The 24561-nt window shown below is 73.7% G+C and carries 16 protein-coding genes and 2 pseudogenes; 8 read left to right on the top strand and 10 right to left on the bottom strand.

The genetic code is table 11. The features are described from left to right. Positions 1 to 41 precede the first annotated feature (41 nt). Both FEF34_RS07680 and FEF34_RS07675 read right to left on the bottom strand, forming a co-directional pair. On the bottom strand, positions 42 to 1025 hold the full coding sequence (locus FEF34_RS07680; protein WP_138052460.1) for a hypothetical protein: 984 nt from the start codon (positions 1023 to 1025) through the stop codon (positions 42 to 44). Then, positions 1022 to 2032 carry an SPFH domain-containing protein gene (locus FEF34_RS07675; RefSeq protein ID WP_138052459.1) on the bottom strand — a complete coding sequence of 337 codons (1011 nt, stop codon included), beginning with the start codon at positions 2030 to 2032 and terminating at the stop codon, positions 1022 to 1024. Before FEF34_RS07675 ends, FEF34_RS07680 begins: the two co-directional genes overlap by 4 nt. Before the next feature lie 119 nt (positions 2033 to 2151). Between FEF34_RS07675 and FEF34_RS07670 the strand changes: the two genes are divergently transcribed. Then, positions 2152 to 2529, top strand: a complete 378-nt coding sequence (locus FEF34_RS07670) for a DUF488 domain-containing protein (protein WP_138052458.1) — start codon at positions 2152 to 2154, stop codon at positions 2527 to 2529. Positions 2530 to 3123: 594 nt separating this feature from the next. On the opposite strand, the gene FEF34_RS07665 is transcribed toward FEF34_RS07670, so the two are convergent. The 3 genes from FEF34_RS07665 to FEF34_RS41095 form a co-directional block, all read right to left on the bottom strand. Beyond that, positions 3124 to 5838 carry an FG-GAP-like repeat-containing protein gene (locus FEF34_RS07665; RefSeq protein ID WP_171052865.1) on the bottom strand — a complete coding sequence of 905 codons (2715 nt, stop codon included), beginning with the start codon at positions 5836 to 5838 and terminating at the stop codon, positions 3124 to 3126. A 238-nt stretch (positions 5839 to 6076) separates the two neighbouring features. Then, positions 6077 to 6847, bottom strand: a complete 771-nt coding sequence (locus FEF34_RS07660) for a VOC family protein (protein WP_138057351.1) — start codon at positions 6845 to 6847, stop codon at positions 6077 to 6079. Between the two features lie 221 nt (positions 6848 to 7068). After that, positions 7069 to 8331, bottom strand: coding sequence for a hypothetical protein (locus FEF34_RS41095; RefSeq protein WP_171052864.1), 1263 nt, complete (start codon positions 8329 to 8331; stop codon positions 7069 to 7071). Positions 8332 to 8653: 322 nt separating this feature from the next. Between FEF34_RS41095 and rsgA the strand changes: the two genes are divergently transcribed. Beyond that, complete coding sequence (gene rsgA, locus FEF34_RS07655) at positions 8654 to 9823, top strand: ribosome small subunit-dependent GTPase A (protein ID WP_138052456.1); 1170 nt, start codon at positions 8654 to 8656, stop codon at positions 9821 to 9823. A 499-nt stretch (positions 9824 to 10322) separates the two neighbouring features. Here rsgA and FEF34_RS07650 read toward each other — a convergent pair. Continuing rightward, positions 10323 to 11312 (bottom strand): annotated as a pseudogene (locus tag FEF34_RS07650) (helix-turn-helix domain-containing protein); the annotation flags it as partial. Between the two features lie 401 nt (positions 11313 to 11713). On the opposite strand from FEF34_RS07650, the gene FEF34_RS07645 reads away from it, so the two are divergent. Further along, on the top strand, positions 11714 to 13372 hold the full coding sequence (locus FEF34_RS07645) for a protein phosphatase 2C domain-containing protein (protein ID WP_138052455.1): 1659 nt from the start codon (positions 11714 to 11716) through the stop codon (positions 13370 to 13372). Between the two features lie 222 nt (positions 13373 to 13594). Beyond that, complete coding sequence (locus tag FEF34_RS07640; RefSeq protein ID WP_171052863.1) at positions 13595 to 14008, top strand: ATP-binding protein; 414 nt, start codon at positions 13595 to 13597, stop codon at positions 14006 to 14008. 342 nt (positions 14009 to 14350) lie between these two features. Here FEF34_RS07640 and FEF34_RS07635 read toward each other — a convergent pair whose 3' ends face one another. Together FEF34_RS07635 and FEF34_RS07630 are read right to left on the bottom strand one after the other, a co-directional pair. Further along, the gene (locus FEF34_RS07635; RefSeq protein WP_138052454.1) at positions 14351 to 15406 is read right to left on the bottom strand and encodes a DUF2637 domain-containing protein; all 1056 of its coding nucleotides are present in this window, start codon (positions 15404 to 15406) and stop codon (positions 14351 to 14353) included. 268 nt (positions 15407 to 15674) lie between these two features. Continuing rightward, a complete protein-coding gene (locus FEF34_RS07630) occupies positions 15675 to 16544 on the bottom strand; it encodes a (2Fe-2S)-binding protein (RefSeq protein ID WP_138052453.1) in 870 nt (289 codons plus the stop codon). 872 nt (positions 16545 to 17416) lie between these two features. Between FEF34_RS07630 and FEF34_RS07625 the strand changes: the two are divergent. Both FEF34_RS07625 and FEF34_RS07620 read left to right on the top strand, forming a co-directional pair. Further along, positions 17417 to 18088, top strand: a pseudogene (locus FEF34_RS07625) (GntR family transcriptional regulator); the annotation flags it as partial. Positions 18089 to 18098: 10 nt separating this feature from the next. Continuing rightward, positions 18099 to 19655, top strand: coding sequence for a hypothetical protein (locus FEF34_RS07620; protein ID WP_138052452.1), 1557 nt, complete (start codon positions 18099 to 18101; stop codon positions 19653 to 19655). Between the two features lie 306 nt (positions 19656 to 19961). Here FEF34_RS07620 and FEF34_RS07615 read toward each other — a convergent pair whose 3' ends face one another. After that, positions 19962 to 20726, bottom strand: a complete 765-nt coding sequence (locus FEF34_RS07615) for a hypothetical protein (protein WP_171052862.1) — start codon at positions 20724 to 20726, stop codon at positions 19962 to 19964. A gap of 341 nt (positions 20727 to 21067) precedes the next feature. Beyond that, the gene (locus FEF34_RS07610) at positions 21068 to 22795 is read right to left on the bottom strand and encodes a PucR family transcriptional regulator (protein WP_138052450.1); all 1728 of its coding nucleotides are present in this window, start codon (positions 22793 to 22795) and stop codon (positions 21068 to 21070) included. 282 nt (positions 22796 to 23077) lie between these two features. Here FEF34_RS07610 and FEF34_RS07605 point away from each other — a divergent pair, with 282 nt between their 5' ends. Further along, a complete protein-coding gene (locus tag FEF34_RS07605; protein WP_138052449.1) occupies positions 23078 to 23968 on the top strand; it encodes an FAD binding domain-containing protein in 891 nt (296 codons plus the stop codon). Between the two features lie 2 nt (positions 23969 to 23970). Beyond that, positions 23971 to 24561, top strand: a complete 591-nt coding sequence (locus tag FEF34_RS07600; RefSeq protein WP_138052448.1) for a (2Fe-2S)-binding protein — start codon at positions 23971 to 23973, stop codon at positions 24559 to 24561.

Here is a 24561-nt window from a genome sequence, read left to right as displayed (position 1 = left end):
TCCAGCAGGCGGGGCCGACGCATGCCCTCCCGGAGGGGAGGTCAGACGAGGAGCCTCAGCGACGTATCCGACACCCCGACGCGGACCGACTGACCCCAGGTGAGCTCGAGCGCGTCGGACTCCATGCCGTCACCGAAAGCCACCAGCCGGTCGCACTCGACGGTGAGCCGCAGCCCGCGCCCGGCGGACAGGTCCCCGTCGACCAGCGACGTCCCGGTCGCGGGAGAGGACCAGGCCTCCCGTACGAACCAGAGCAGCCGCGCCTCGCCGGGTGCCGGCAGCGGCCGGCCGCCGCCGCGTTCCCGCCACAGCGACCGCAGCCAGCCGGTCGCCCCCGTCCCCGTGCCGACGAGCACCCCGGAGGACGCCTGTGCCTCACCGGCCATGGCCCCGTCGGACTCGTGACCGGCGCCCCCGGCGCTCCTGCCGTCCCCGCCCGCGGCGGCCCGCGCCGGTCCCGCGGGACCGCCCCGGCCGCCGTCGAGTTCCAGCCGGTAGCGGGACGTCTGGTGGTCGGGCCGGCCCAGGTAGATCTCGTTGAGCGCGACGAGCCGCTGGGTGTCGTCGGCGACCGCCTCCACCATGGTGAGTTCTTCCGTCGTGGCCCCGCGGCCGACGGCGGCCCGTAGCAGCCGCCCGGTGTCGCCGGGCAGGTGCCGTACCAGCACGCCGGTGTTGCGGCCGGGATCGGTGTCGATGCCCACCACCGGCTGACCGGACAGGTACTTCGCCGTGTTGGCGACGAGCCCGTCCTGTCCGGCCACGACGACCACGTCCCCGGGAGCGAACAGGAACCGGTCGAGGTCCGACCGCTCCACCCGGGCCCGGCGCCACCGCGCGGGCACGGCCGCCGAGACGGCGGCCAGTGCCTGGCGGGTGCGCCGGTGCCGCTCGGCGACCTCACGGACGCTCCGGCCGCGGGAGGCGAGGAAGAACTCGGCCTGGCCGTGCGTGCCGTGGCGGGCGAGCAGTTCCTCGTACTCGGTGGTGCGGTGCACGACCACGGCCCGTGGGGCGAGGCTCACGCTCCCTCCGCCCCCGTCCCGCCCAGCCGTGCGAGCAGTCCGGTGAGGACGTCGGGGGAGAGGGTGATGCTGTCGACGCGCGGCAGGTTCTCCGCGAGCCGGGTGACGGCCAGGGCGTGCAGGGTCGACGGGTCGGCCTCGGAGTGCACCCGAAGCCACGCGGCCTGGACCTCGGCGCCGGCCTCGCCCACCTCGCGCGCCGCGGTGGCCTCGGCCTCGGCGAGCCGCACCTTCCGGGCGGCCTCCGCCTCGGCGCGCACGGCGTCCGCCGCGGCGCTCTCCTCGGCCTCGCGCCGGGCGTTGGTGCCCTTCTGGTCGACCAACTGCTCCTCCCGGCGTGCGAGTTCGATCCTGCTGGCCAGCTCGTTCTCGGCGATGGCCCGCTCCCGCTCCACAGCCACGGCCCGCCGCTCGTACGTCGCGCGGTCGGCCTCCTGCTGTATCTGCTCGCGGGCGGGGGTGCGCAGGGCCCGTTCGACCTCGGGCTCGGGCCGCAGCGCGATGACGCGCGCGGCCACCACCTCGATGCCCGTGGCGGACAGCCGCGGTTCCGCGCCCAGCCCGCCGGAGATCCGCTCCCGCACGGCGGCGACACCGTCGGCCAGGGCCGCCGAAAGCGGGGTGCGGGCCAGCACGTCCAGTGCGTGCTGCTGGGCGGTCTCGGTCAGCAGGGTCGCGATCTGCTCCAGCGGCGCTCCCCGCCAGGTGCCGGTGTCCGGGTCGACGGAGAAGTCCAGCCGGGCGGCCGCCGTCGCCGGATCGCTGACCCGGTACGTCACCGTCGCCTGCACCGACACGTCCTGGAAGTCGGACGTCCTGGCGTGGAAGGTCATGGCCAGTTCCCGGTCGTCGACGGGCACCTCGGACAGCACGGAGGTCAGGGCCCGGAACCAGAGACTGAGGCCGGGTCCGTCGTGGACGAGCCGGCCGCGGCGGTGGTGGCGGACGTGTGCGGTGGGCGCGGAACGCAGATGGCGCCAACCGAGGCGCCTGGTGATGTCGGCCATGTGGCGACCCCCTCTTTTCGTCATTGAGACGATATCGGGCCGGCAGGGTTATCGTCAATAAGACGAAAGGCCGGATCCCCGCGCTTGCGCCACGCCGTCCCGCGCAGCAGGCTGACGGCATGGCGACCATCAAGGTGCGCAGGGTCTACGACGCCCCCGACCCGGAAGACGGCACCCGTGTACTGGTCGACCGGCTCTGGCCGCGCGGTGTCTCCAAGGAGCGGGCCGCCGTCGACGCATGGCTCAAGGAGGTCGCCCCGTCCGGTGAGCTGCGCGGCTGGTACCACCACGACCGCTCGCGGTACGAGGACTTCGACGCCCGCTACCGCTCGGAACTCGAGTACGGCGCGGCGGCGCAGGCCCTGGAGCGGCTGTGCGCACTCGTCCGCGGCGGCCCGGTCACCCTGGTCACCTCGGTGAAGAGCGTCGAGGGCAGCCACGTGCCCACGCTCGTCGACGTGCTGGAGAAGTCCGCCGAGCCGCCGGCGGGCCGGTAGACGCCGCCCACCGGGGTCCCGTCCGGTACGGGGGGAGAGCACCGCGCGGGTCGGCGGGTGGGAAGGTCGTCAGGCCTGCGGCCTGGAACGAGGGCGTCCACTCCCGTGAGCGCGCCGGCGGCGCTCACGGGCGCGCGGCGCCGCCGAGGTCGGTCGCGTGGGCCCGCAGCCCGTTGGCCGGCCCGCCCGGAGCGGCCACACCGACTGCTTCCGGCGACGTGGCGGACCTCCGGGTGGGAACCGCCCGTGCCCGCCGGCCGGCTCGACGTGGCCGCCCGCGCCTCGGAGCGCGCTCCAGCGGAAACGACGTCACACCCAAGGGCGGGTGACGGCGCGGAGCGGATGCGACCCCCACTCCGGCGGGTCACTCCGGCGGGAGACGGCTCCGCCCGCGCGGTGCCGCCGGGACAGCGGACGGCCGGGACCCCCTTCTCCTGGGGTCCCGGCCGTCCGCCGGGCCGCGGTGCGGCGCCGCAGGGTGCGAAGACGTACTCTGCGGCGCCGCACCCCGGTGGTGGTGCGTGACGTGTCACCGGTCACGGGTCACGACCTGTGCGTCACCCGTGCCGTCGGTGCGGTTGGGTCGTCACCGGCTCACGGGGTGATCAGCCGGCCGATGCCGACACCCGCGGGCGCGCCGAGCAGTGTTCGGCCGTAGTAGACCCCCGAGGAGGGGATGACGCCGGAGGCGCTGCTGTTGTCCAACTGCAGGATCGTGCCGTTGTTCGAGTCCTCGCCGTCCGCGCCCAGGGCAAGGTCCGCCCGTGAGTAGCCCGACAGGTCCGTCAGCGACACGGCGGAGCCGAGCCGGTCGTTCGGCTCGGTCGAGCCGGGCACGCCGGTGGTGTCCTGGTGGTAGGAGACCGACCCGGTGGCCGTCATTCCCGCGGCGGAGCCGCGGATCAGGATGGCCATCCCGGCGTTGGACTGGTTGACGCCGCCCCGTGGGAGGTCCTCGCCGGGCAGACCGGTCAGGATGTCCCCGTACCCGTCGAGGTCGACGTCACCGATGGAGACCGAGGCGCCCATGGTGTCACCGGACTCGTCGGCGCCGGGGATGCCCGTGGTGTTCTGCTGGAAGGTCTGACGGCCGGTCGTGGTCAGTCCGGTCGCGGACCCCAGAACGGTGGCGACGGCCCCGCCCTTCGCGGTGTGACCGGACTCGGTGGCGTTCGGCTGGCCGATGACGAGGTCGTCGTATCCGTCGCCGTTGATGTCGCCGGCCGCCAGCGAGCGGCCGCCGCGCGGGTAGAGGATGCCGACCCGCTGCAGCCCGGTGGCCGAGCCCTTGAGTGCGAGCAGTCGGCCGACGCCCGCCGAGTCGCGGTAGGTGACGGCCGCGTCCGCGTAGCCGTCGTTGTCGAAGTCACCGCTCGCCGCAGAGGCGAAGGAGACCACCGAGGTGTTGGCGGTGTTGCTCAGCCAGCCGGCCTTCGTGGCGTACGTGGGGTTCTTGGACTCGAAGACCCACCAGCGGCCCGGCTTGCCCGGTGCCACCGACAGGACGTCCGCCGTGCCGTCGGCGTTGAAGTCGCCGGTGGCGACGGCGGTGCCGAGCTTGTCGCCCGTGACCCGATAGGCGGGTGAAGTCATGTAACTGACACCGGAGTTCAGGCCGGGGCCGTGCAGGACGGTCACCGAGCCGGTGTCGGTGTGGCCGGACTCGTCGTCCTCACCGGGGGTGCCGACGACCAGGTCGGCGTGGCCGTCACCGTTGTAGTCGCCCCACGCGGAGGAGGTGCCGAACTGGTCGCCGTCCTCCGAATCACCCGGCACTCCCGGGCTGCTCTGGCTGATCACGGTGCGCACCGTCGTGCTCGGACCGTCCGTCGTGCCCGGCAGGACCGTCACCCGGCCGGCGCCGCCGTCGGTCCTGGGCAGGCCCGCGACCAGGTCGTTGATGCCGTCGCGGTTGTAGTCGGCCGTCGGGATCGAGGAGTTGCGGCCGGGGCCGGCGGCGAAGTCCCGGATGGCGGGGAGCCGCGCGTACAGGTTCTTGCCGGGGCAGGCCGTCGCGAACGCGTCACGGTGCCCGGAGATCACGTTCATCACGGCCGACTGGCCGGTCGTGTACTTGCCCGTGTTGCCCTGCGCGGTCAGCGTGACGGTGCCCTTCGGGTCGCCGCCGTACTGGCCGAGCTTCCACGCGGCGACCCTGGCGGCAGACTGCAGCGCCGCCTTCGACGGCCGGCCGGCGGGCTTGCCGGCCGCCGGATCGCCCTCGAAGTCGCCGAGCATCGCGATGCCGGTGGAGTAGCTGTTGAAGCCGTACGTGTGGGCGCCCCTGACGGGAAGGTCGACGCCGCCGCCCCGGCCCTCGAAGATCTGGCCGCACTTGTCGACCAGGAAGTTGTAGCCGAGGTCGTTCCAGCCATTGGTCTTGACGTGGTACGTCATGATGCCGCGCACCAGCGCCGCGGACTCGGCGCAGCTGTAGTCGTTGGTCCCCACGGTGTGGTGGATGTAGACCGCCTGGACCTTGTCGATGTACTCGGCGGGGTCGGCGACGAGCGACTCGTCCGCGCCCCACTGGGCCCGGCCGATGATCGGGGGCTGCCGGACCGTCGACGGTGGCGCGATCGGCTTGGTCGCGGTCGGCGTGGGCGTCGCGGTCGGGTCGGCCGTGCCGGTGGCCGTCTCGGTCGGCGTGACGGAGTCGGAGGGCGCGGGCGGATCGCTCGGGAGCGGGTCCTGCGTGGACGTCTCCGAAGGAGCGGCCGTGCCGGACGCGGTCGCGGAGGGCGACTCCTCGACCGGGAACGCGGCATTGTCCATCTCGGGGCCGGGCGAGCTCAGCCGCGCGGACGGAGCCGCCGTGTTCTTCGACTCCGCCTTGCTGACGCCAGGGTCCACCATGTGCAGCTTCAGCCCCTTGGGCAGGGCCCGTCCGGACGTGCCCGAGCGGACGCGCAGCTGGACGGCGGTCGACGGGCCGACCCACAGCGGCTCCGAGGCCGCCCGCTTCGCGCCCTCCGCACCGTCGGGGCGGTGCGCGTCGAACTCGACCGACTGCCAACCGGACCACTTGCCGGTCGCGGCGCTGCGGGTACGGACCTGTGCCGTGCCGTCGAGCTGGTCGGCGTCGCCGTCCCAGCCGATGCCGACCAGGGAGAACGGCGCCGCGTCGGTGGCCGGCAGTTCGCGCTCCGTCGCCCCGCCCCGGGCCAGCGCGAGCGTGCGCAGCTTCGCCGCCCGCTCCGGCGGCCCGGTCGGCCGCGGCGGGTCGGAAGGATTCGCGGTGGCCACGGTGACCACGCCGGCCCCTCCGAGAACCACGGCGCCGAGCGTCAGCCACGCCCGGCGTCTCATGCTCAACGGTCGATACGCGTGCGACCTGCGCGGGCTCAAATGCCCCACCCCTCAGTGATGTTTCCCGGTTCCCCGGTGGCCCTCCCGCATCAGGAGCACCTGACCAGCTCAGCGGGCCGGAGCGGTGAAATATTACACACCCCAGCGGGCATGTGGCTGATGTCACATGCCCGCTGGGGTGTGTGCGCGTCGAGGGGTCGGGAGCCCCGAGGTTCAGGTCACCGGCGGGGGGCGTGGGTCAGGAGAGGTCGTCCTCGGCGGACGACAGATGGAAGAGTGCCCCCTCGGGGTCGCGGATCGTCGCCGTCCGCCCGAGCGGCGTCTCCTGCGGGGACGTCACGACGGTGCCGTGCGCCGCGGCCGCGCGGGCCGTAGCCCCGTCCACGTCGTCGCGGCAGAAGTGGACGTGCCACTGGGGGTGGATCGCCGCCTCCGTCGACTCCGGAACGCCGCCGTACATCCCCGCCACCGTGCGGCCCCCGGCCCGCAGCATCACCCGGTCGTGCTCGTAGCGCACGTCGATGGTGTCCGGATGGGCGTCCCATTCGAACACCCCGCCGTAGAACAGTGCGGACGCGAACGGGTCCCTCGTGTGCAGCTCCAGCCATGCCACGGCGCCGGTTCCCCGGCCCGCCTGCCACTCCGGGGAGGCCGGTCCCTCCCAGATGCAGAACGCCGCATCCAGGGGATCGGCCGCCCAGGCGATCCGTCCCCGGCCGAACGCCAGCGGTCCCACGGCGACCGTCCCGCCCCGCTCCCGCACACGTCCGGCCGCCGCGTCGGCGCTCTCGGCCACGAAGTACGCCGTCCAGGCGACCGGCAGCCGGACCCCCATGCTCTCCGCGGACTCCACGAGACCGGCGACCGGTTCGCCGTCCGCGTGGGCGACCACGTACCCCTCCGCCTGGACGTCCGGCGCGAACTCCCAGCCGAACACCGCACCGTAGAAGTCCTGGGAGGCCCGCATGTCCTGCGTCGTCAGGCTCACCCAGCACGGCGTGCCCGGCACCCCGGGTGAAGTGCTCGCCACGGCCGCTCACCTCATTCGCGTCATTCGTGTTCGTCCCGGGGCAGGGACGGGCCGGGACAGACGGCCACCGGGCAGGGGCGGATGGCCGCTGCTCCCTGACACCCTTCAACAGAATCGGGGCGGTCGCCACCGCAGCGGGCCGCCGCCGACGCCCGGCGGCGGAGTACCGGAAGACGCGTTGGCGCGGTGCCGGTGACCGGCTAGTGTGGCGTCACCGCCGTGCCCGAGACGCGGCCATGGGCATCGAGAAACACACGGAGGTGAGGACGTTGATGACGGTCACCGCGCCGGGCGCTGCCCGGAACCCGAAGTTCATCACCCCCATTTCCGTGGCCACCGGCTGACCCGCTCTTTTCCTGCCGTACGGCGTACGCCGTACGCGTGCGTTGCCGGGGCCATCCGTGTGAAGGATCTCCCTTGTCTCTCCCCTCCTCTGCCCACTCCTCTTCCGAAACTCCCTCCACTCCCTCCGCGTCCTCCTCCCGCGCTCCCTTCAGGGCCGGAGTACGGTTCTCCGCCGAACCCGAGCATCCGGCTACCAGCAGCGATGTGAGAACGGTCATCCCGCCGGGCAGCGCGGCATACCACCTGCTTCGCGGCTCCCTGTTCACCGGGCGTCCCCGTTCCGGCCGATGTCGGTGCGTGTGCCGTCCCGTCCGGGTTCTTTCGGATCGGGCCAGGCGCCGCCCGACGTCATGTCGTGCTGCTGCACCGAACTGCTCCCTCTCATGTCGAACTCCCTGGCTTGTCCAGTCGTGTGCATGCGGGCCATGTCGGCGGGTGACCGAGGTCGGACCGATGGGCGTGGCCTTGCCGGGATCCCAGTTGTACCGGTCCCAGACGTTGACCTGATAGTCGATGCTGACGTGCGGCTTGCCGTCCGCGCCCGGCACCGCGGTCACGACACCAGTGGTGTTCGTCATGGCACTGCCCACCGCGAGGTACCAGTTCGCTGTGCCATCCGGCCCCTTGTCGTGGGTGTACCCCACCCCTGTGGTCTCCACGGGGATGGCGACGGGCTTGCCGCCAGACTGCGCGTATGCCTCAAGCACCTGGCGGCGCCATTCGGCCTCCTGCTTGGAGCGTGTCAGCGCCGACACGTCGCGCAGGACCGTGTCGTTCTCGTCGCTCAGCATCCTGTCGACGTCGAGGTCGAGAGTGCTGCCGGTCCCGTTCAGGTAGTGGTCCATGTGCCGGGCCGCGTCCGTCTTGCCGATGAAGTCACCGCTGTTCGAGATCCCGTTGGCCTTCAACTCCATCCAGTAGTCCCCGAAGCCCGGCGAATCGACGTCGTACGGTCCTGCCCCGTCGTCGGCGGCTACTCGCTTGACCGTCGGCGTCAACAGGCCGGCCGCCAGCAGGTCGTCCTTGTGCTGCGTCCAGAGCTGCGCCTCCCGTCGCAGCGTGGAGTCCGTGGCGGCAGGGATGTCGGTCGCCATGGTGGAGAAGTTCTGGAGGTCCACGGTCAAGTTGTCAGGTGCCGGCCCGGGACACTGTGCGACTCGCGGCGTAAACGCCCCCAGCTGATGTCGGCGGGTGAGGTCTCGGGTCTAATCGGTGGTGTCGCGCCAGGGGCGGGGCTATGGTGCTGTCTATCCGCTTCCGAGGGGCGGTGTCGGTTCGTTGAGAAGAAGCAGGAGGTGAGGACATTGATGACTGTCACGGTGACGGGCTCTGCCCGCATGCAGGAGTTCATCGTTCCCACCCCTGTGGTCTCCGGCTGACACCCACTCGATCCGCGCGTTCGGAGCGCGCCGCCGGGGCCACCCTTCGAAGGGTTTCCCCTTGTCCAACGCTTCGCTCCACCCGTTTTCCTCTTCCGCTGTCCAGCACCCGCTCGCCGTCTACGGCTGGGACGAGGGCTGGGAGGCCGAGTTTGCCCCGTACGCAGCCCAGGGCCTGGTCCCGGGCCGGGTCGTCCGGGTCGATCGCGGTCAGTGTGACGTCACCACCCCCGCCGGCGTCGTCCGTGCCGACACCGAGTTCGTCGTTCCCCATGACCCGATGAAGGTCGTGTGCACGGGGGACTGGGTCGCCGTCGACCCCGAGGGCGGTGACCCCCGGTACGCGCGGACGATCCTGCCTCGGCGGACCGCCTTCGTACGGTCGACTTCGTCCCAGCGTTCCGAGGGTCAGGTGCTGGCCACCAACATCGATCACGTCGTCATCTGTGTGTCGCTCGCGGTCGAACTCGACCTCGGGCGGATCGAGCGGTTCCTGGCACTCGCCATGTCCAGTTCGAACGGTGAGGCACTGCTGCACAACGCGGCGGACTCCTGGGAGTCCGGGGCGCAGCCCCTCGTCGTCCTCACCAAGGCCGATCTGGTGCCGGACGCGACCGCCCTGTCGTACCTGGTGCAGGACGTGGAGACCACGGCCCCCGGCGTCCAGGTGCTACCGGTCAGCTCGATGACCGGGGAGGGCATGGACGTCCTCGCTGCGGTCGTCTCCGACGGCACGAGCGTGTTGCTCGGCGTCTCCGGCGCGGGGAAGTCCACCCTGGCGAACACGCTGCTCGGCGAGGACGCCATGGACGTGCAGTCCACGCGAGGCGTCGACGGGAAGGGCCGTCACACGACGACGACCCGGAACCTGCTGGTGCTCCCCGGCGGCGGCGTGCTCATCGACACCCCCGGGCTGCGGGGGGTCGGCCTCTTCGACGCGGGTACCGGTGTGGGCCAGGTGTTCTCGGAGATCGAGGACCTGGCCGCGGACTGCCGTTTCCACGACTGCGCCCACGAGTCGGAGCCGGGCTGCGCCGTGCTCGCGGCACTCGCCGACGGCTCGCTGCCGGAACGCCGGCTGGACAGCTACCGCAAGCTCGTCCGCGAGAACCGGCGCATCGTCGCGAAGACCGACGCCCGACTCCGTGCGGAGATCCGCCGCGACTGGCAGCGCAAACTCGCGGAGGGCCGCGCGGCGGGCGAGGCGAAACGGAGCGGCCGCGTGCGCTGATTCCGCTGGGGTCCCCGGGGCTCCCGGGTCCCATGCTTCCTGCGGGTTCCCGGGGCTCCTGGGGCCCCGGGCTTCCGGGGGTCCCCAAGGGGCCGGGTGCCCACCGGGGCCCGGGGGGCCTTCCCCGGGCCAACGGTGCGGGGCGCCGGGACGCGCTGCCGGCCGCGGTACGGGGGCTGCCGCCGGCAGCGCGTCCCGGAGCGCGATCCGGGTGGGTCCGGCGCTCCGGCCCCGGACCACACGCCCGGCCGCCGGCCCGCCGGCCGGCCACCCCCGACGCTCACCCCGCGGCAGCCACCGTTCCCGTGTCGGGGGCGGTCGCTTCGGCAAGCCCGGCGCCGGCCGCCCCGATCCCCGCGGCCACCTCGTCCGCATCCGTCCTCGGCCCCGACGGCCCCCCGGCGGCCGACGGCACCGCGCACGCCGCGGAGCCCGCGTCGCCGTCGGTCTCCGCCCCGGCGACCGCGGCCGCACCGGTGCCCGGGCCGCCCGACCGGCGCTCGCCGGCCGACCGTGCCACCCAGCCCTTCTCGTACGCGTGCCAGCCGAGTTGCAGCCTGGTCGTCACGCCGGCCAGTTCCATGAGGCCCTTGACACGACGCTGGACCGTGCGGAGGCCGAGGTCGAGTTGCTTGGCGACACTCGCGTCCGTCATGCCGGCGAGCAGCAGCGACAGGATCTCCAGGTCAGCGCCGTCCGGGCCCGCGAGGCCGTCCTCCGTCACCTCGCCGCTCCCGCCGAGGCGCAGCGGCAGCGCCTCCCGCCACACGGCCTCGAACAGACCGGTCAGCGACTCCAGCAGTCCGCTCGCGTGGACCACCAGCGCCGCCGGCTCCGAACCGCGCCCCGTCAGCGGGACCATCGCCAGCGCCCGGTCGGCGACGACGAGCTTGGTCGGCACCCGGTCCACGACCCGGACCTGCTCGTCGCGGCCGAGCGAGGCCGACACCTCGACGAGCCCGGTCGGCAGCGTCAGCACCTCGCGCTCGATGACCACGCGGTACGCGACGCCACGCTGTGCCGCCCGTTCCTCCGCCTCGTTCTCCATGCCCGAGACGACCGTAGGCTTCCCGGTGACGAGCGTGCACACCTCCTCGGACGCGCCCAGCTGGAGCTGCAGGAAGCGGTGCGCCACCGCGCCGGCCCCGGTGACCACCTCGACCAGGTCGTGCACGGGCGGTTCCGTGGACTCCACCCGGTACTCCTGGGCCAGCAGAGCCGCCGCGAGTTCCGCCCGCTCCAGTTCGTGGCGGTGCTGGGTGAGCAGGGCGCCGAGCGCGACCCCCGGCGGTGCCGCCACCCAGCGGTCGGCGCGCCCTGACGACTGCGCGGCCAGTCCCTGACGCTCCAGCAGCCGCAGCGCCCGCTCGGTGTCGGCCTCCGGGAGCGTGAGCCGGTGTGCCAGATCGGCCACCTCCGCGGCACCCAGCGCCACCAGTGCGCGGTACGCCGACTCCTGCCTCGCGTCGAGACCAATTGCTCCCAGCACCTCTGAGCCCTCCCCGGCCCTCACCATTCCGCTTGCTGCGGACACGATCGTGGCGGAAACCGGCCACGGCGTGAACCCGCCGCCCGACATCATCCCCGGAGGGCTTCCGGCTCTGCCAAGGTGGCTCCACCGCAAGCACCGGACGCACCACCGAGGTCGCATAGGCACATACGTCGCAGCAGCAGCTCCCGCACCACGGACGCGACACGCACTACAAGGACAGCACACACCATGGGACGTCCGCCGACGTCAACGGCCTTGCGCCCGGCGTGCGCTGACCACCCGAACGTCCGCCGGGCGCCCTTCCCCTGGGGGGTTGGGACGCCCGGTGGGCATGCTTCCGGAGCGAGTACTGCCGAATACGCGGTTTTCGTGCGGCCCCCGCGGTGGACAATAAGGGCATGAGCCAGCAGGGGGAGAGGCCCGCCGCGGGCGGCGACTGGTGGGACCGGCTGTACGACGAGTCGCCCCCGGACACCGGCCCCGCCGCGGCGGGCGACACACTGGACGACCGCTTCGACTCCGCGGTGGACACGGTGGGTCCCGAAGGGCCCTCGAACACCTGGTGGGACCCGTCCCGCCGCGGCGGCGGCGCCCCTTGGGAGCCGCCCGCCGCCCCGTCCACCCCGACGGGTTCCGCCGAGGACCCGCGCGCGTCCCGCACCGAATCCGGGTGGCCCGCACCCGCCGCACCCAGTTCCTCCGCCGCACCTCCACCTCCGTCGGCGCCGCCACCCGGGCCGACCGTCGAGGCGCCGCTGCCCTCGTCCTCCGTACCGTCCCCGCCGGTCCCCTGCGGACCCGCGCCCGACGCCTCGTCGGCGCCGCCCAACCCCGCGGCCTCTGCCGCCCCGTCCGTCCCCGCGCCGACGACGCCCCCGCCCGCTGCCGCCGGTGCGCGGCCCGTGGGGGTTCCCGCCCGGAACCCCGCGCGGGAACCCGCACCGGAACTCCCGCCGAAACCTGCGGGGCCCCCGGCCGGAGCGGCCGACACGCCCCCCGACCGGGTGACCCGGAACGCGGGGCGGCGCGGGGCCGTGCCGTGGCCACGGCGCAGGGAGGGCACCGGAGGCCGGGACGGAGGCCGGGACGGGGGCTGGTACGTGGGGGACCGGCCGCCCACGTACGACGCCGAGCCCGCCGCGCTGCCCGCCGCGGATCCGGACGAGCTCGACGGGATCGTCGCGGACACCGTGTTGGACGGTGCGCGGTACGGCGCGTTCACCCTGCGGGCCGCCTCCGTGCGCGGCGACTCGGCCCGATACCGCGGTGAGCACCGCCGTGACGCGTTGCTCACCGCACGCTTCGGTGCTGGTGAAGGGGCCCTGGTGCTGGTCGCCGTGGCCACCGGCGCGCGGGCCGCGGAAAGCGCGCACCTGGCCGCCGCCGACGCCTGTCGCTGGATCGGTGGTGCCGTCGGCCGCAGCCACGCCCGGCTCGCCGAGGACATAAGGGCCGGCCGGCGCGGCGACCTGAAGTTGGGGCTCCACCGGCTCACCGACCGTTCCTTCGGCAAGCTCCGCGCACGCTCCGCCGAACTGGGCCTGACGCCGGAGGAGTACACGGCGAGCCTGCGGTGCCTGCTGCTGTCCGCCGACCCCGGCTGCCGCACGCGGGTGTTCTTCGGCGTCGGTGCCGGTGGGCTGTTCCGCCTGCGCGACGGTGGCTGGCAGGACCTCGAACCGTCACTCCCCGACGCCCTCGCCGGGGAACCCGTCGTCGGCTACGGCTCCCGGCCCCCGGGGCCCGGGGAGGGCGACCGGCTCACCATGGACCTGGGCGTCACCACGTCCGCGTCGCCGCACCTCGACGCGCCCGTGCCGACGCCCGCCGAACCGTTCCGGTTCCGCGCGTCCGTGGCCCGCCCGGGGGACACGCTGCTGCTCTGCAGCAACGGCCTCGCCGACCCCCTGCGCGGCGAGGGCGAGCTCGCCGGGGAGCTGGCGGAACGATGGGCCGGCGCGGAGCCGCCCGGTCTCTCCGCGTACCTGGCCGACACCCAGCTGCGGGTGAAGGGCTACGCCGACGACCGTACGGCGTGTGCCGTCTGGGAGGCGTAACCGCCGGGGCCGTGGATAGACGGATCCTCTTGTTGGAGGGCGGCGTCGGCCGGATGGTCCAGATGGCACGCTCGAACCTGTGGAACGTGCCGCGTCCGTGACTGCGGGTGAAATCGGCATGCGTGGCGACAGCTCGGCGGGGCATGCATTCCGGGAGTTCCTGTTCGAGACGGACGGGACGAGCGACGGGGAAGGGGCCGTTCCGACGTGCGGTGGGGGAAAATGGCGGGGCGTCAGGAGGGGTCGGGTGCCGCGCAGTTGCGGCGCAGCGTGAGGCGCGCGGACCTCAGGGCGGTACCGGAGGTGAGAAGGGCCCTGCGGGTCCTGCTGGGCCACTGGGGCGAGCCGGGCTCGGCCGAGGTGGCGGAACTGCTGACCAGTGAACTGGTGACGAACGCGCTGGTGCACACGGAGGACGGGGCGGTCGTCACGGCGACGGTGGCACCCGCACGACTGCGGGTCGAGGTACGGGACTTCACGACCGCGTTGGTGGAGCCGCCCGCGGAGCCCGTGCCCGACGAGAGCACACACGGCAGGGGCCTGCTGCTGGTGCAGAGCCTTGCCGACGCGTGGGGTGTACGGGCCCACGGCCTGGGCAAGGCGGTGTGGTTCGAACTGCACGGCGGGCGGGCGTGACGGGCGCGGTGACGCGGGTCCGGGGTACCTGCGGGGTGTGATCCGGGGAATCGCTGGCAGGGTGGGTGTGAGGCTCCGGGACGTGCGCACGAGGGCCGTGAGGCCCGGGGCTGACCGTACGCCGGGGTGCGAGCCGAGGGCGGGTCCGTACGCGGGGGTGTGCGGGTACGGGGAGGTCCGTACGCCGGGATGTGCGAGTGGAGGGCAGTCCGTGGGTCGGGTTTTGCGGGTACGGACCGGTCCGCGAGGCCCTGTGAACGCGGGTGCGACGGCCCCGGGCGGTACGACGCGGACGGGCGGGCCCCGGTGAAGGGGCCCGCCCGTGCCGGTGCCGTGTGCGTGTCAGCCGAACTGCTGCTCCAGATGCTTGAGTTTCTGCTCGAGGGACTCGAGACGCGGCAGCGCCTGGGTGTCGTCCTCGGCCGTGAGGTCGACCGTGACGAGGTCACTGCCCTTGACGGCCTGCAGGGAGGGCCGAGAGCGCGAGGGCAGTTGCCCGGACTCGGCCACGGCGGGCTCCGCGACGGCTCCGACGGCCGGCGCGGAGCCGGGGAGACCGCCGCTCAAGGTCGTGGTGACCTCCACCTGCCGTCCGCCGCGCCGACCCCAGGCCCGGTGCTGCCGGTTGAGCGCCCGCAGCCGCGCCCGCTCCAGCTTCTCGTGGTCGCGTCGGCGCATGCGCTCCTGCTCCTTCCGGCGCCGGTCGTCGCGTACCTCGTCGACCGCCTCGTCGAGGGTGCGCACCCCTTCGAGCAGCATCAGCGACCAGGCGCCGAACGTCTCCCGGGGCGCCCGCAGCCACCGCACGACCCGGATCTGCGGCAGCGGCCGGGGCACCAGCCCCTGCTCGCGCAGCGCCGCCCTGCGGGTCTGCTTCAGCGCCCGGTCGAAGAGCACGGCCGCGGACAGCGACATCCCCGCGAAGAAGTGCGGCGCGCCGTCGTGACCGAGCCCGCGCGGCGCGTGGACCCAGTTGAACCAGGCCGCCGCACCGGCGAACAGCCAGACCAGTATGCGTGAGCCGAGCGCAGCGTCGCCGTGGCTGGCCTCACGCACGGCGAGCACCGAGCAGAACATCGCGGCACCGTCGAGGCCGAACGGGACCAGGTACTCCCAGCCACCGGAGAGGTTCAGGTTCTGCCGGCCGAAGCCGACCAGGCCGTGGAAGGAGAGTGCCGCGGCGACCGCGGCGCAGCAGAAGAGCAGGAGGTAGGAGGCGGTGCCGTAGACGGCCTCCTTGCGCCTGCGGCGTTCCTCACTGCGCTCCCAGGAGTCCTCGGTCGCGCTACCGCTCCCGGTGCGCCTGCCGCGCGCGAGCACCGCGACCGCCGCGACGACCCCTGCGAGCATCACGCCGCCCGGAAGCAGCCAGTCGAGCGATATGTCGGTCAGTCTCATGCGGTGTCCCTTGCATCTGCATCGCGTTGGGCGTTTCGCGCGCCATATTGGCCGAAGTGCCGTCGCGGACAGGGGGTTTCCCCGCAAGAGGGTGCCAAGGGGTCCTCATGGCCTGCGAATGGGCGCTATTCGCTCGAACACCCCAGTAGGTAAAGGGAATTGCGTTCGAATTCCGTTGCTCGCGGGACGCCGGTCGAGTGCGCCACCGGGGGCGCCGAACATCGAGCGCCGTCCGGTGTGCGCCGAACCTCGCGGGGGCCGGCCCGGGTCAGCCCCTTGCGTCGAGCCGGCGCACCCGGTCGGCGTCGCAGGTGCGGGGGCAGGTGACGCAGGTGTCCTCCGGGCGCAGCGTGTAGAACATGCAGCAGCTCGCCCGGTCCCTGGTGGGCAGCGGCTCCCCGGACGGCCCGGAGAGCTCGCGGAACCCGGCCGTGCCGACGTACGGCTTGGTGGCGCCGGGCAGCAGCGCCTCCAGCTCCGTCATCGCGCGGCGCTCCTCGCCGAGGAGGTGCGCCACGTACCAGAGCCCTTCGACGACCTCGTCCGTCGCCATGCCCCACAGGGCGCGCCGTCCGCGCCGCATGCGTGCGCCGAAGCCGTCGAGGATCGCCTCCATGTGTTCGGCGACGGCGTCCCGCACCTCCGCACGCAGTGCGTTCTCGTCGGTGACCACGCGCGCGCCCGGCTGTCCGGCCGCCGGGTCGCCCGGCAGACAGGAGAAGGAGCGGACGCGGACCGCCATCCGGCCGCGGGCGCGCTGGTAGGACACGTCCCCGACGGGCAGCCGAGGGACACGCCGCTCCAGGAACCACGGCACCGTGATCAGCAGACAGGCCGGCCAGGCGTAGCGGTGGAGCCCGAAGCTCGCGACGACGTCCGGGCGGGCCTGCTGTCCGTAGTCCTGCAGCACCTGTGCGTTGTCCCACGCGAGGAACGCGTCGAGGGCGGCGCCGCCGGCCGCGAGGTCCGCCGCCGCGACCCAGCCGGCTCCGCGCGGCGCCGGCTCGCCGCCCGTGAGCTCCCGCACCCCGAGCCCGGGGAACACCGCGGACATTCGTGCGTACGCGCCGGTCAGGGGCGTCGTGACGGCGGAAGGGGCGGAAGGCCGCGAGCCGTGAAGAACAGCGGGGACCGTCATGCGGGGACCACCGAATCGCGATCGTTAGCAGGTTAGCCTTACCTTACCCGACGCGATGCGTGTTTGAACTGTGACCCCGTCCGCTTATCGTGCACGCAGGACCCGCGCCGTGCGAGCCGGGCCCGGAGCGCAGGCGGAGGAGGACCCGAGTGGAGCAGGGCACAGCGCGCGGCCAGGCCGCGGCGGAGCCGTCCGCGTCCGTCCGCGTTCCCGGGCAGACGCGGGCGGAGTACGCTCCCGGACCCTGTTCGGGCCCTGGCTCCGACCTCGGCACCGGCTCCGACCCCGGCACCGGCTCCGACCCCGGCCCTGGCTCCGACCCCGGCACCGGCTCTGAAACCGGGCCTGGCTCCGACTTCGGCACCGGCTCTGAAACCGGGCCTGGCTCCGACTTCGGCACCGGCTCTGACCTCGGATCCGGACGGCTCCCGAGCCCGGTCCGGGGACCGGGTGCGGCAGGCGGTCCGGCCGCGTCCCGTGGCTCCGCTCCGGCCCTTGGATCGGCTCGGTCCTTCGGCTCCGCTTCGTCACACGACCCGGCTTCGGCCCAGGGGCCGGTTCCCGCGCACGGTCCCGGTCCGAGTCGGATCCCGGTCCCGGAGGGCGGCGCGCGCCCGTCACACGGCCCGTCTCCTGTCCGTGCCCGAGCGGAGGAGTCCGCCCAGGGGCCCCACTTCGCCGCGGCCCCCCTTGCCGGGGAAGCGCCCGCCCCGGTACCCGGGCAGACCCGCGAGGAGCGAGCCCCGGGCGCCCGGCCTCCCTCCGGGGGGTGGGGGAACGGTCCGGGCGGGGCGGCCGGCCGCCAGCAGTCCGGTACCGGGGCGCCCTCGCCCCGCCGGCACGACGAGGGGACGGAACCGCCGTCCGGTACGCACGTCCGAGGTGAGCACACCCACAGCGAACCCCCGGCGCCCGGCACGGTCGTCCGGCGGCACTCCGTGCGCGGCCAGATCCTGGACGCCCTCCGGGCGGCTCTCGTCAGCGGCGAACTGCGTCCCGGCGAGGTCTACTCGGCCCCCGCACTGGGCGAGCGGTTCGGCGTCTCCGCCACTCCCGTACGCGAGGCCATGCAGCAACTCGCCCTCGAAGGCGCGGTGGAGACGATTCCGAACCGCGGCTTCCGGGTCGTCGTGCGGACGGCCCGGGAACTGGCCGAGCTCGCCGAGGTCCGCGCCCTGATCGAGGTGCCGGTGATGCTGCGGCTCGCCCGTACCGTCCCGGCCGCGCGCTGGGCCGAACTCGTGCCGCTCGCCGAAGCGACCGCGGCCGCCGCCGCGACCGGTGACCGGGCCGGCTACGCGGAGTCCGACCGCGCCTTCCACCGCGCCGTCCTCTCCCTCGCCGACAACGACCAGCTCGTCGCGGTCGCCGACGACCTCCACCGGCGCTCGCAGTGGCCCCTCGTGAGCTCCTCCGTACTCCGCCGTGCGGACCTCGTGGCCGACGCGGCCGAGCACGCGGCCCTGCTGGAGGCGCTGATGGTGCAGGACCTGGCCGTGGTGACCTCCCTCGTACGGGAGCACTTCAACGGCGCGGACCGCTAGGGCAGGAGCGGTGTCCGACCCGGCCGTCCTCCTTCCGGCCCAGAGCGTGCGCGGCGCGGTGTGGGCCCTCGCCAACCGGTTCGGCGTCGTGGCCAGGAGCCCCGCTGAACTGGTCGGCGCGCTGACGGGCATCGGTCTCACGGGTGTGGCCGTTGTTCCGCCGCCGCCGGACGCAGGGGAGCCGGCCGAGGTCGCCGAACTCCTGCGCGCACTGCGGGACCTGGGGCACATCCGGTTCGTCACCGCACCCGGGCGGAAACCGGGAACCGCGGGAGACGGGTCTCCCGCGCCGGATCAGGAACCGGCTCCGCTTCCGTCCGGTGCCGCGGCGGAGGGAAGCGGGGACGGCCCCGTGGAGCAGGTCCGCGGCGGACCACCGGACCTCGGGGACCCGGCCGAGGTCTGCGCCGCGGATCCCGCGGGCGTGACGGCCGCGTACGAGCGCGGCGCTGACGGCCCGCGCGGACGCCGGTACGAGAACCACGGCCGGCAGCGACGCCCGGACACCCGGCAGCGACGCCCGGACACGTACGACGGTCCGGCAGGATGCCCGGACGGGGTCGGTGGGCCGGACCGGCGTCCGGACGGGCACGAGCGTCCGGCAGGAGCGCCGGACGGACACGGTGGGCCGGTGGAGCTCCCTGGGCCGGACGGACACGGTGGACTGCGAGCCGCCTGGTTCCGGGCCGGCCAGTCGCTGATCCGTGAACAGCCACCGGCCGAGCGGGCGCTCGTCCTGCTCACCTCCCTCGGTGACGACGCCGACCCCCGCCTTCGCCCGGCCCTCGACACCCTTGCCGCCACGGCTCCGTGGCGGTCCGACTGGACCCGGGTGCGCGGCGACGTCTCCCCGCCCTGGCCGGGTCCGGTGGCGGCGCTCGCCCAGGGCACGGGGCGCTGGTCGCGGCATCTGCTCGTCGCCGATCAGCGCGGGGCGATACGTTCCGTGCACCCCGCCGACGCGACTCCCGCGGCGGGGACGGCGGCCATGCCCGTGCGGATCACGGCGCTCGCCCCCCTGCCCGACGGCACCCTGCTGATGCTGGACGAACGGGGTCGCCTCCGCACCCACGGCGACACCCCTCTCACGGACGCGGTGGCCGCCACGCTGGAGGCGCATCCCGGCACCGCGCTGGCAGCCACGGCCAGGCTCGTCATGGTCGGCGACCGTCACGGATCGCTGCACGCGTTCGGCTACGACGGCATGCACCAGGCCGCCGCGCACCGCGGCAGGGTCACCGCCGTGGCGGTGGCGGACGGCCCGGCGCCGCTGGTGTGCAGCGGGGGCGCGGACGGCACGGTCCGCACCTGGACGCCCGGCCGCCGTCCGGAGAGCACCCCGCTCGTGGAACGGGGGGTCCCGGTGACCGCGCTCGCGGTCCACGGCCGGGCGATGGCCGTCGCCTGGGCGGACGGACTCGTCGAACTCCGCCGCCTCGGCACGGACGAGGCCCTGCCGCTGCGGCCCGGCCCACCGGTCCGGGCGGTGGCGGTGCCGGGGGACGGGTCGATCGTCATCGGCACGGACGACACACTGTTCCGGGTCACGGCACGCGTTCCGTCCTGACCGGCCGTTGCACCGGCGCGTCACGGCCCCCGCGGGTCGTCCACGATGCGGCATGTCCGACGCATCGTGCCGGAAGGGTCCCGTCCGGCGGATCGTGCCGCGACGCGTCCGACGGTGCGGCACGCGATGCGTCCCACCGCCGGGGCCGTCACCCGTGACATGTCACACGGTCGGCGCGGAGGTCGGCCGACCGATCGGGGAGGCGATCGCCCGAGGTGGTTCACGCTGCCGGGAGCAGCGGCCGCCGTATCGCACCGGGCGGGGGAGTGCGCGGCGCGTCCCGCCGCAGGGACGGCACTCGACGTGTCATGCCGCCGGGGCCGGCGGGGCCAGTTGGTCGCCGAGCCAGGTCGGGATGCCGCCGAGCAGACGGAAGAGGCGGGTGGCCTCGGTGCGCAGGCGGGTGGCCTCCGGTTCCGGCTCGGTGTCGGCGAGCGCCGCCAGCGCCGGAGCCGTGCCGATCAGATAGCCGAGTTCCTCGCGGATGCGCAGTGATTCGGTGAACCCCTGCCGGGCCTCGGCGAGCTCTCCGTCGCGCAGGGCGAGTGCGGCGAGATGGCGCCAGGTGAAGGACAGCAGCAGTGTGTCGCCGTGGGCGAGGGCGCCGGCGTGGGCGCGGTGGTAGGCCGCGCGGGCGGCCTGCGCCGAGTCGGCGAGATGCTCGGCGACCAGGCCCCGGCGGAAGTCGAGGAGCGGCCGGCCCGCCGCGTCCGGCGCGAGCAGCGCGGCGGCCCGGCCGAGGGCGGCGCGGGCCTCGTCGGCCCGGTCGCGCACTCCCAGCACGGTTGAGGCGTAGGCGAGTTGACCGCGCTCGCAGGCGGCCGCGCCGCGCTCGTCGTCGTCCCCCGCCGCGGCCTCCGCCGCGCGCAGGGCGTCCTCCGCGTCCGCCCAGCCGACGCCGGTGAACAGACAGCGCTCCACGAGGAGCGAGGCGCGTTGCAGGGCCAGTGCGGGGGACGCCCCGCGGGGGGCGAGGAGGGCCGCCGCGTCCGTCCAACAGCCGCGCGAACGCAGCCGCCATACCGCGGTCTGGAGTGGATCGTCACCTGCTGTGGTTCCGGAACCAGACATGGCGGTATACGCCACATTGCCCTCCCCAAGCGCGCCATTGTGCTGTTGAGTCAGACGGAATCAGAGCACGGATCGGGCTACGTGGCCAAGGGGTCTGGTGAATCAGTTCACAATCACCGGGAGTCTGATCGCCGAAGGCCGTGCAATTCCGGTGCGATCCGGGCCGGGTCGATGTTTCGCAGACATTCGGATGAAGGCGTGTACGCCGCTTGACGGGGCCTCACCGCGCGCAGGCGCGTAGCCGTTCCCCTCGCGAGTGCGGGATCGTCTGCCGCGTCGCAGGTCGGCGCCGTGTCCGTCGGCCCTCGCTCGCTCCTCCCCGGGGCGGCCCACCCCTCCGGTCAGCTCATCCGCAGGGCCAGGAAGAAGTCCAGCTTGTCCTCCAGGCGCGACAGGTCCCGGCCCGTCAGCTGCTCGATCCGCCCGACCCGGTACCGCAGCGTGTTGACGTGCAGATGGAGCCGGGTCGCGCAGCGCGTCCACGAGCCGTCGCAGTCCAGGAACGCCCCGAGCGTCGGGATCAGTTCGGCGCGGTGGCGGCGGTCGTAGTCGCGCAGCGGGTCGAGGAGCCGGGCCGTGAACGCCCTGCGGACGTCGTCGGGGACGAACGGCAGCAGCAGGACGTGCGACGCCAGCTCGTGGTGGCCGGCCGCGCACACCCGCCCGGGGCGGGCGGCCGCCACGCGGCGGGCGTGCCGGGCCTCCTCCAGGGCGCCGCGCAGTCCTTCCGCGGAGTGGACGGCGGCGCTGACGCCGAGGGTGAGGCGGCCGTCGTCGGCGAGGCCGGCGGAAAGCGGTCCGCGGACCGCCTCGAGCAGTGCGTCCGCGTGGAGCCCGGGTGCCTCGTCCCGGCCGGTGGCCTGCTCGTCGGCCTGTCCCTCGGCCTGCTCGCCCGCCTCGCCCGCGGAGGCGGGCATCGCCGGCAGCGGGACGAGTGCCACGGCCTCCTCCCCGCTGTGGGCGACGGCGATCCGGTCGGCGGTCTCGGAGCCCGGCGTTGCCGGGTCCACGAGGATCTCCTCCAGGAGGGACTGGGCGGCCGGCCCGGCCTCGACGGCGGAGCCACCCTCCGCATCCCAGTCGACCCTGGCCACGACGACCTGCCAGTGGGGCGCCGTGCCGAGGCCCGGCAGCAGGACGGGAGCGGCGACCCTGAGGCGGGCGGCGATCTCGGCGGGCGGTGCGCCCGCCTGGACGAGTTCCAGCACCTCCTGGGCCAGCCGGCGCCGTACCGTGCGGGCCGCCTCCCGGCGGTCCCGTTCGACGGCGATCAGCTGGGTGACGCCCTGCAACAGGTCGAGCCGGGCGGCCGGCCAGTCGGACGCGTCGGCCTCCACGGCAAGCAGCCAGTCCGACAGCACGGTCTCCCGGACGTCCCGGGAGGCCGGTGTGGCGCCCCGGCCCGTGTTCCGGATCGGGAACAGCGAATACGTCGTGCCGCCGACGGTGGCGCGGTGCGGGCCGCGGCGCCCCGTGCGGGTCGCGGCCAGATGCCCGGCGGCCAGTGCGGCGCCGGTCCCCGGCGGCAGCGGCTCGCCCGCCCCGGCGATCCCGCGTCCGGTGGGGGAGAGAATCCAGGCGCGAAGGTCCAGGTCGGAGCCGAGGAGATCAAGGACGACCTCCGGGCCGCCGCCCGCCGGGCCCGAGGTCATCAGCCGGCGGTGGCGGTCGACGACGGCGGCCAGGTCGCCGGCCCGCTCGCCCGACACCTGGCGCACCACATACTCGGTGATCGTTGCGAATGCGACGTCTTCGTTCACGGCGAAGAGTGGCAGTCTGTGCCGTTCGCAGGCCAGGACGAGATCATCGGGGATGTCTCCGAGTTCCGCCTCGCCGGCGGCGAGTCCGGCGACCCCCGCGCTTGCGAGAATGCGTACAAAAGGCTCGGAGTCATCGGCGCTGCGCCGCCAGGCGAGGCCGGTGAGCACGAGTTCACCGCCAGAGAGGTAGCGGCTCGGGTCGCGAAGGTCGGTCGTCATCACGCCGCGGACGGTGCGGTCCAGCTCGTCGTCGCCGCCGAGCAGCCGCAGTCCCAGCGCGTCGGTCTCCAGCAGTGCGCGCAGCCGCATCTCGTCGCCGCCGATCTGTCGTGTCGTGCCGTTGGACTGTGCTGAGGGGTGTGCCGATGGTTTCGGGAGGAAAACGGCGAGGTTACCGGTCTCCCCCTTTCGTTCGAATCTACAAGACGAGGGTGGCGACCAGCCAACTCCTTCATGGTTTCGGTGACTGCACCCGGCGGGACGGTCCTTGTGTACTGGGCCGCACCGCGTTAACAGGACATGAACATCCCGCCAGGGCCGGCCGTCCCCGGACCCCAGTGAACGACCGAATCACGTAGAAGAGAGCCACTCATGGACTTCCTTCGCCCCGCCAGCTGGGAGGAGGCGCTCGCCGCGAAGGCCGAGCACCCCACTGCCGTGCCCATCGCGGGTGGCACCGACATCATGGTCGAGATCAACTTCGACCACCGTCGGCCCGAGTACCTCCTGGACCTGAACCGCATCACCGAGCTGAGCGAGTGGGAAGTCGGCGAGGAGAACGTCCGGCTGGGCGCCTCCGTTCCGTACACGCGGATCATGGAGAACCTCCGGACCGAGCTCCCGGGCCTGGCGCTCGCCTCCCATACCGTCGCCTCGCCGCAGATCCGCAACCGCGGCGGCGTCGGCGGCAACCTCGGTACCGCGTCCCCCGCCGGTGACGCCCACCCGGCCCTGCTGGCCGCAGGCGCCGAGGTCGAGGTGGAGTCGGTGCGGGGCACCCGTTTCATCCCGATCGACGCGTTCTACACCGGAGTGAAGCGCAACGTGCTCGCCGCGGACGAGCTCATCAGAGCCGTCCACATCAAGAAGGCGGACGGACCGCAGCAGTACTCGAAGGTCGGCACCCGCAACGCGATGGTCATCGCCGTGTGCGCCTTCGGCATCGCCCTGCACCCCGAGACCCGCACCGTGCGGACCGGCATCGGCTCGGCCGCGCCCACCCCGGTGCGCGCCGAAGCCGCCGAGGACTTCCTCAACGCCGCGCTCCTGGAGGGCGGCTTCTGGGACAGCGGAAAGATCATCACTCCCTCGATCGCCAAGCAGTTCGCGGAGCTGGTCTCCGGCGCCTGCAATCCGATCGACGACGTCCGCGGCACCGCCAAGTACCGCCGGCACGCGGTCGGCATCATGGCCCGGCGCACGCTCGGCTGGACCTGGGAGCAGTACCGCGGCAGCGGCCGCACGCTTGAAGGAGCTGCATAACCATGCGCGTGAATTTCACGGTCAACGGCCGTAAGCAGGAAGCCGACGACGTCTGGGAGGGCGAGAGCCTCCTCTACGTGCTCCGTGAGCGCCTGGGCCTGCCCGGCTCCAAGAACGCCTGCGAGCAGGGCGAGTGCGGTTCCTGCACCGTCCGCCTCGACGGTGTCCCGGTGTGCTCGTGCCTGGTCGCGGCCGGGCAGGTGGAGGGCCGCGAGGTCGTCACCGTCGAGGGCCTGGCGGACTTCGCCCGGCAGCGCGCCGAGCACGGGCACGGCGGATGCGCCACGGACGCCTGCGGTACGTCGCTGCAGGAGGCCCGGCAGTGGAGCGCCGGGGGAACCGACTCGCAGACCGGCGAGGGCACCGAACTGTCCCCGGTCCAGCAGGCGTTCATCGACGCCGGAGCGGTGCAGTGCGGTTTCTGCACCCCGGGTCTGCTGGTCGCCGCCGACGAGTTGCTGGAGCACAACGCCTCCCCGTCCGACGCGGACATCCGCGAGGCGCTCTCCGGCAACCTGTGCCGCTGCACCGGTTACGAGAAGATCCTCGACGCGGTCCGCCTCGCGGCCGCCCGGCAGGGAGAGGCGGTCTGA

This window comes from Streptomyces marianii, assembly GCF_005795905.1.
In the GTDB taxonomy this organism is placed as follows: Bacteria; Actinomycetota; Actinomycetes; order Streptomycetales; family Streptomycetaceae; genus Streptomyces; species Streptomyces marianii.
Note: the sequence above shows the minus strand (reverse complement) of the source record. Positions and strands in the feature narration are given on the sequence as shown.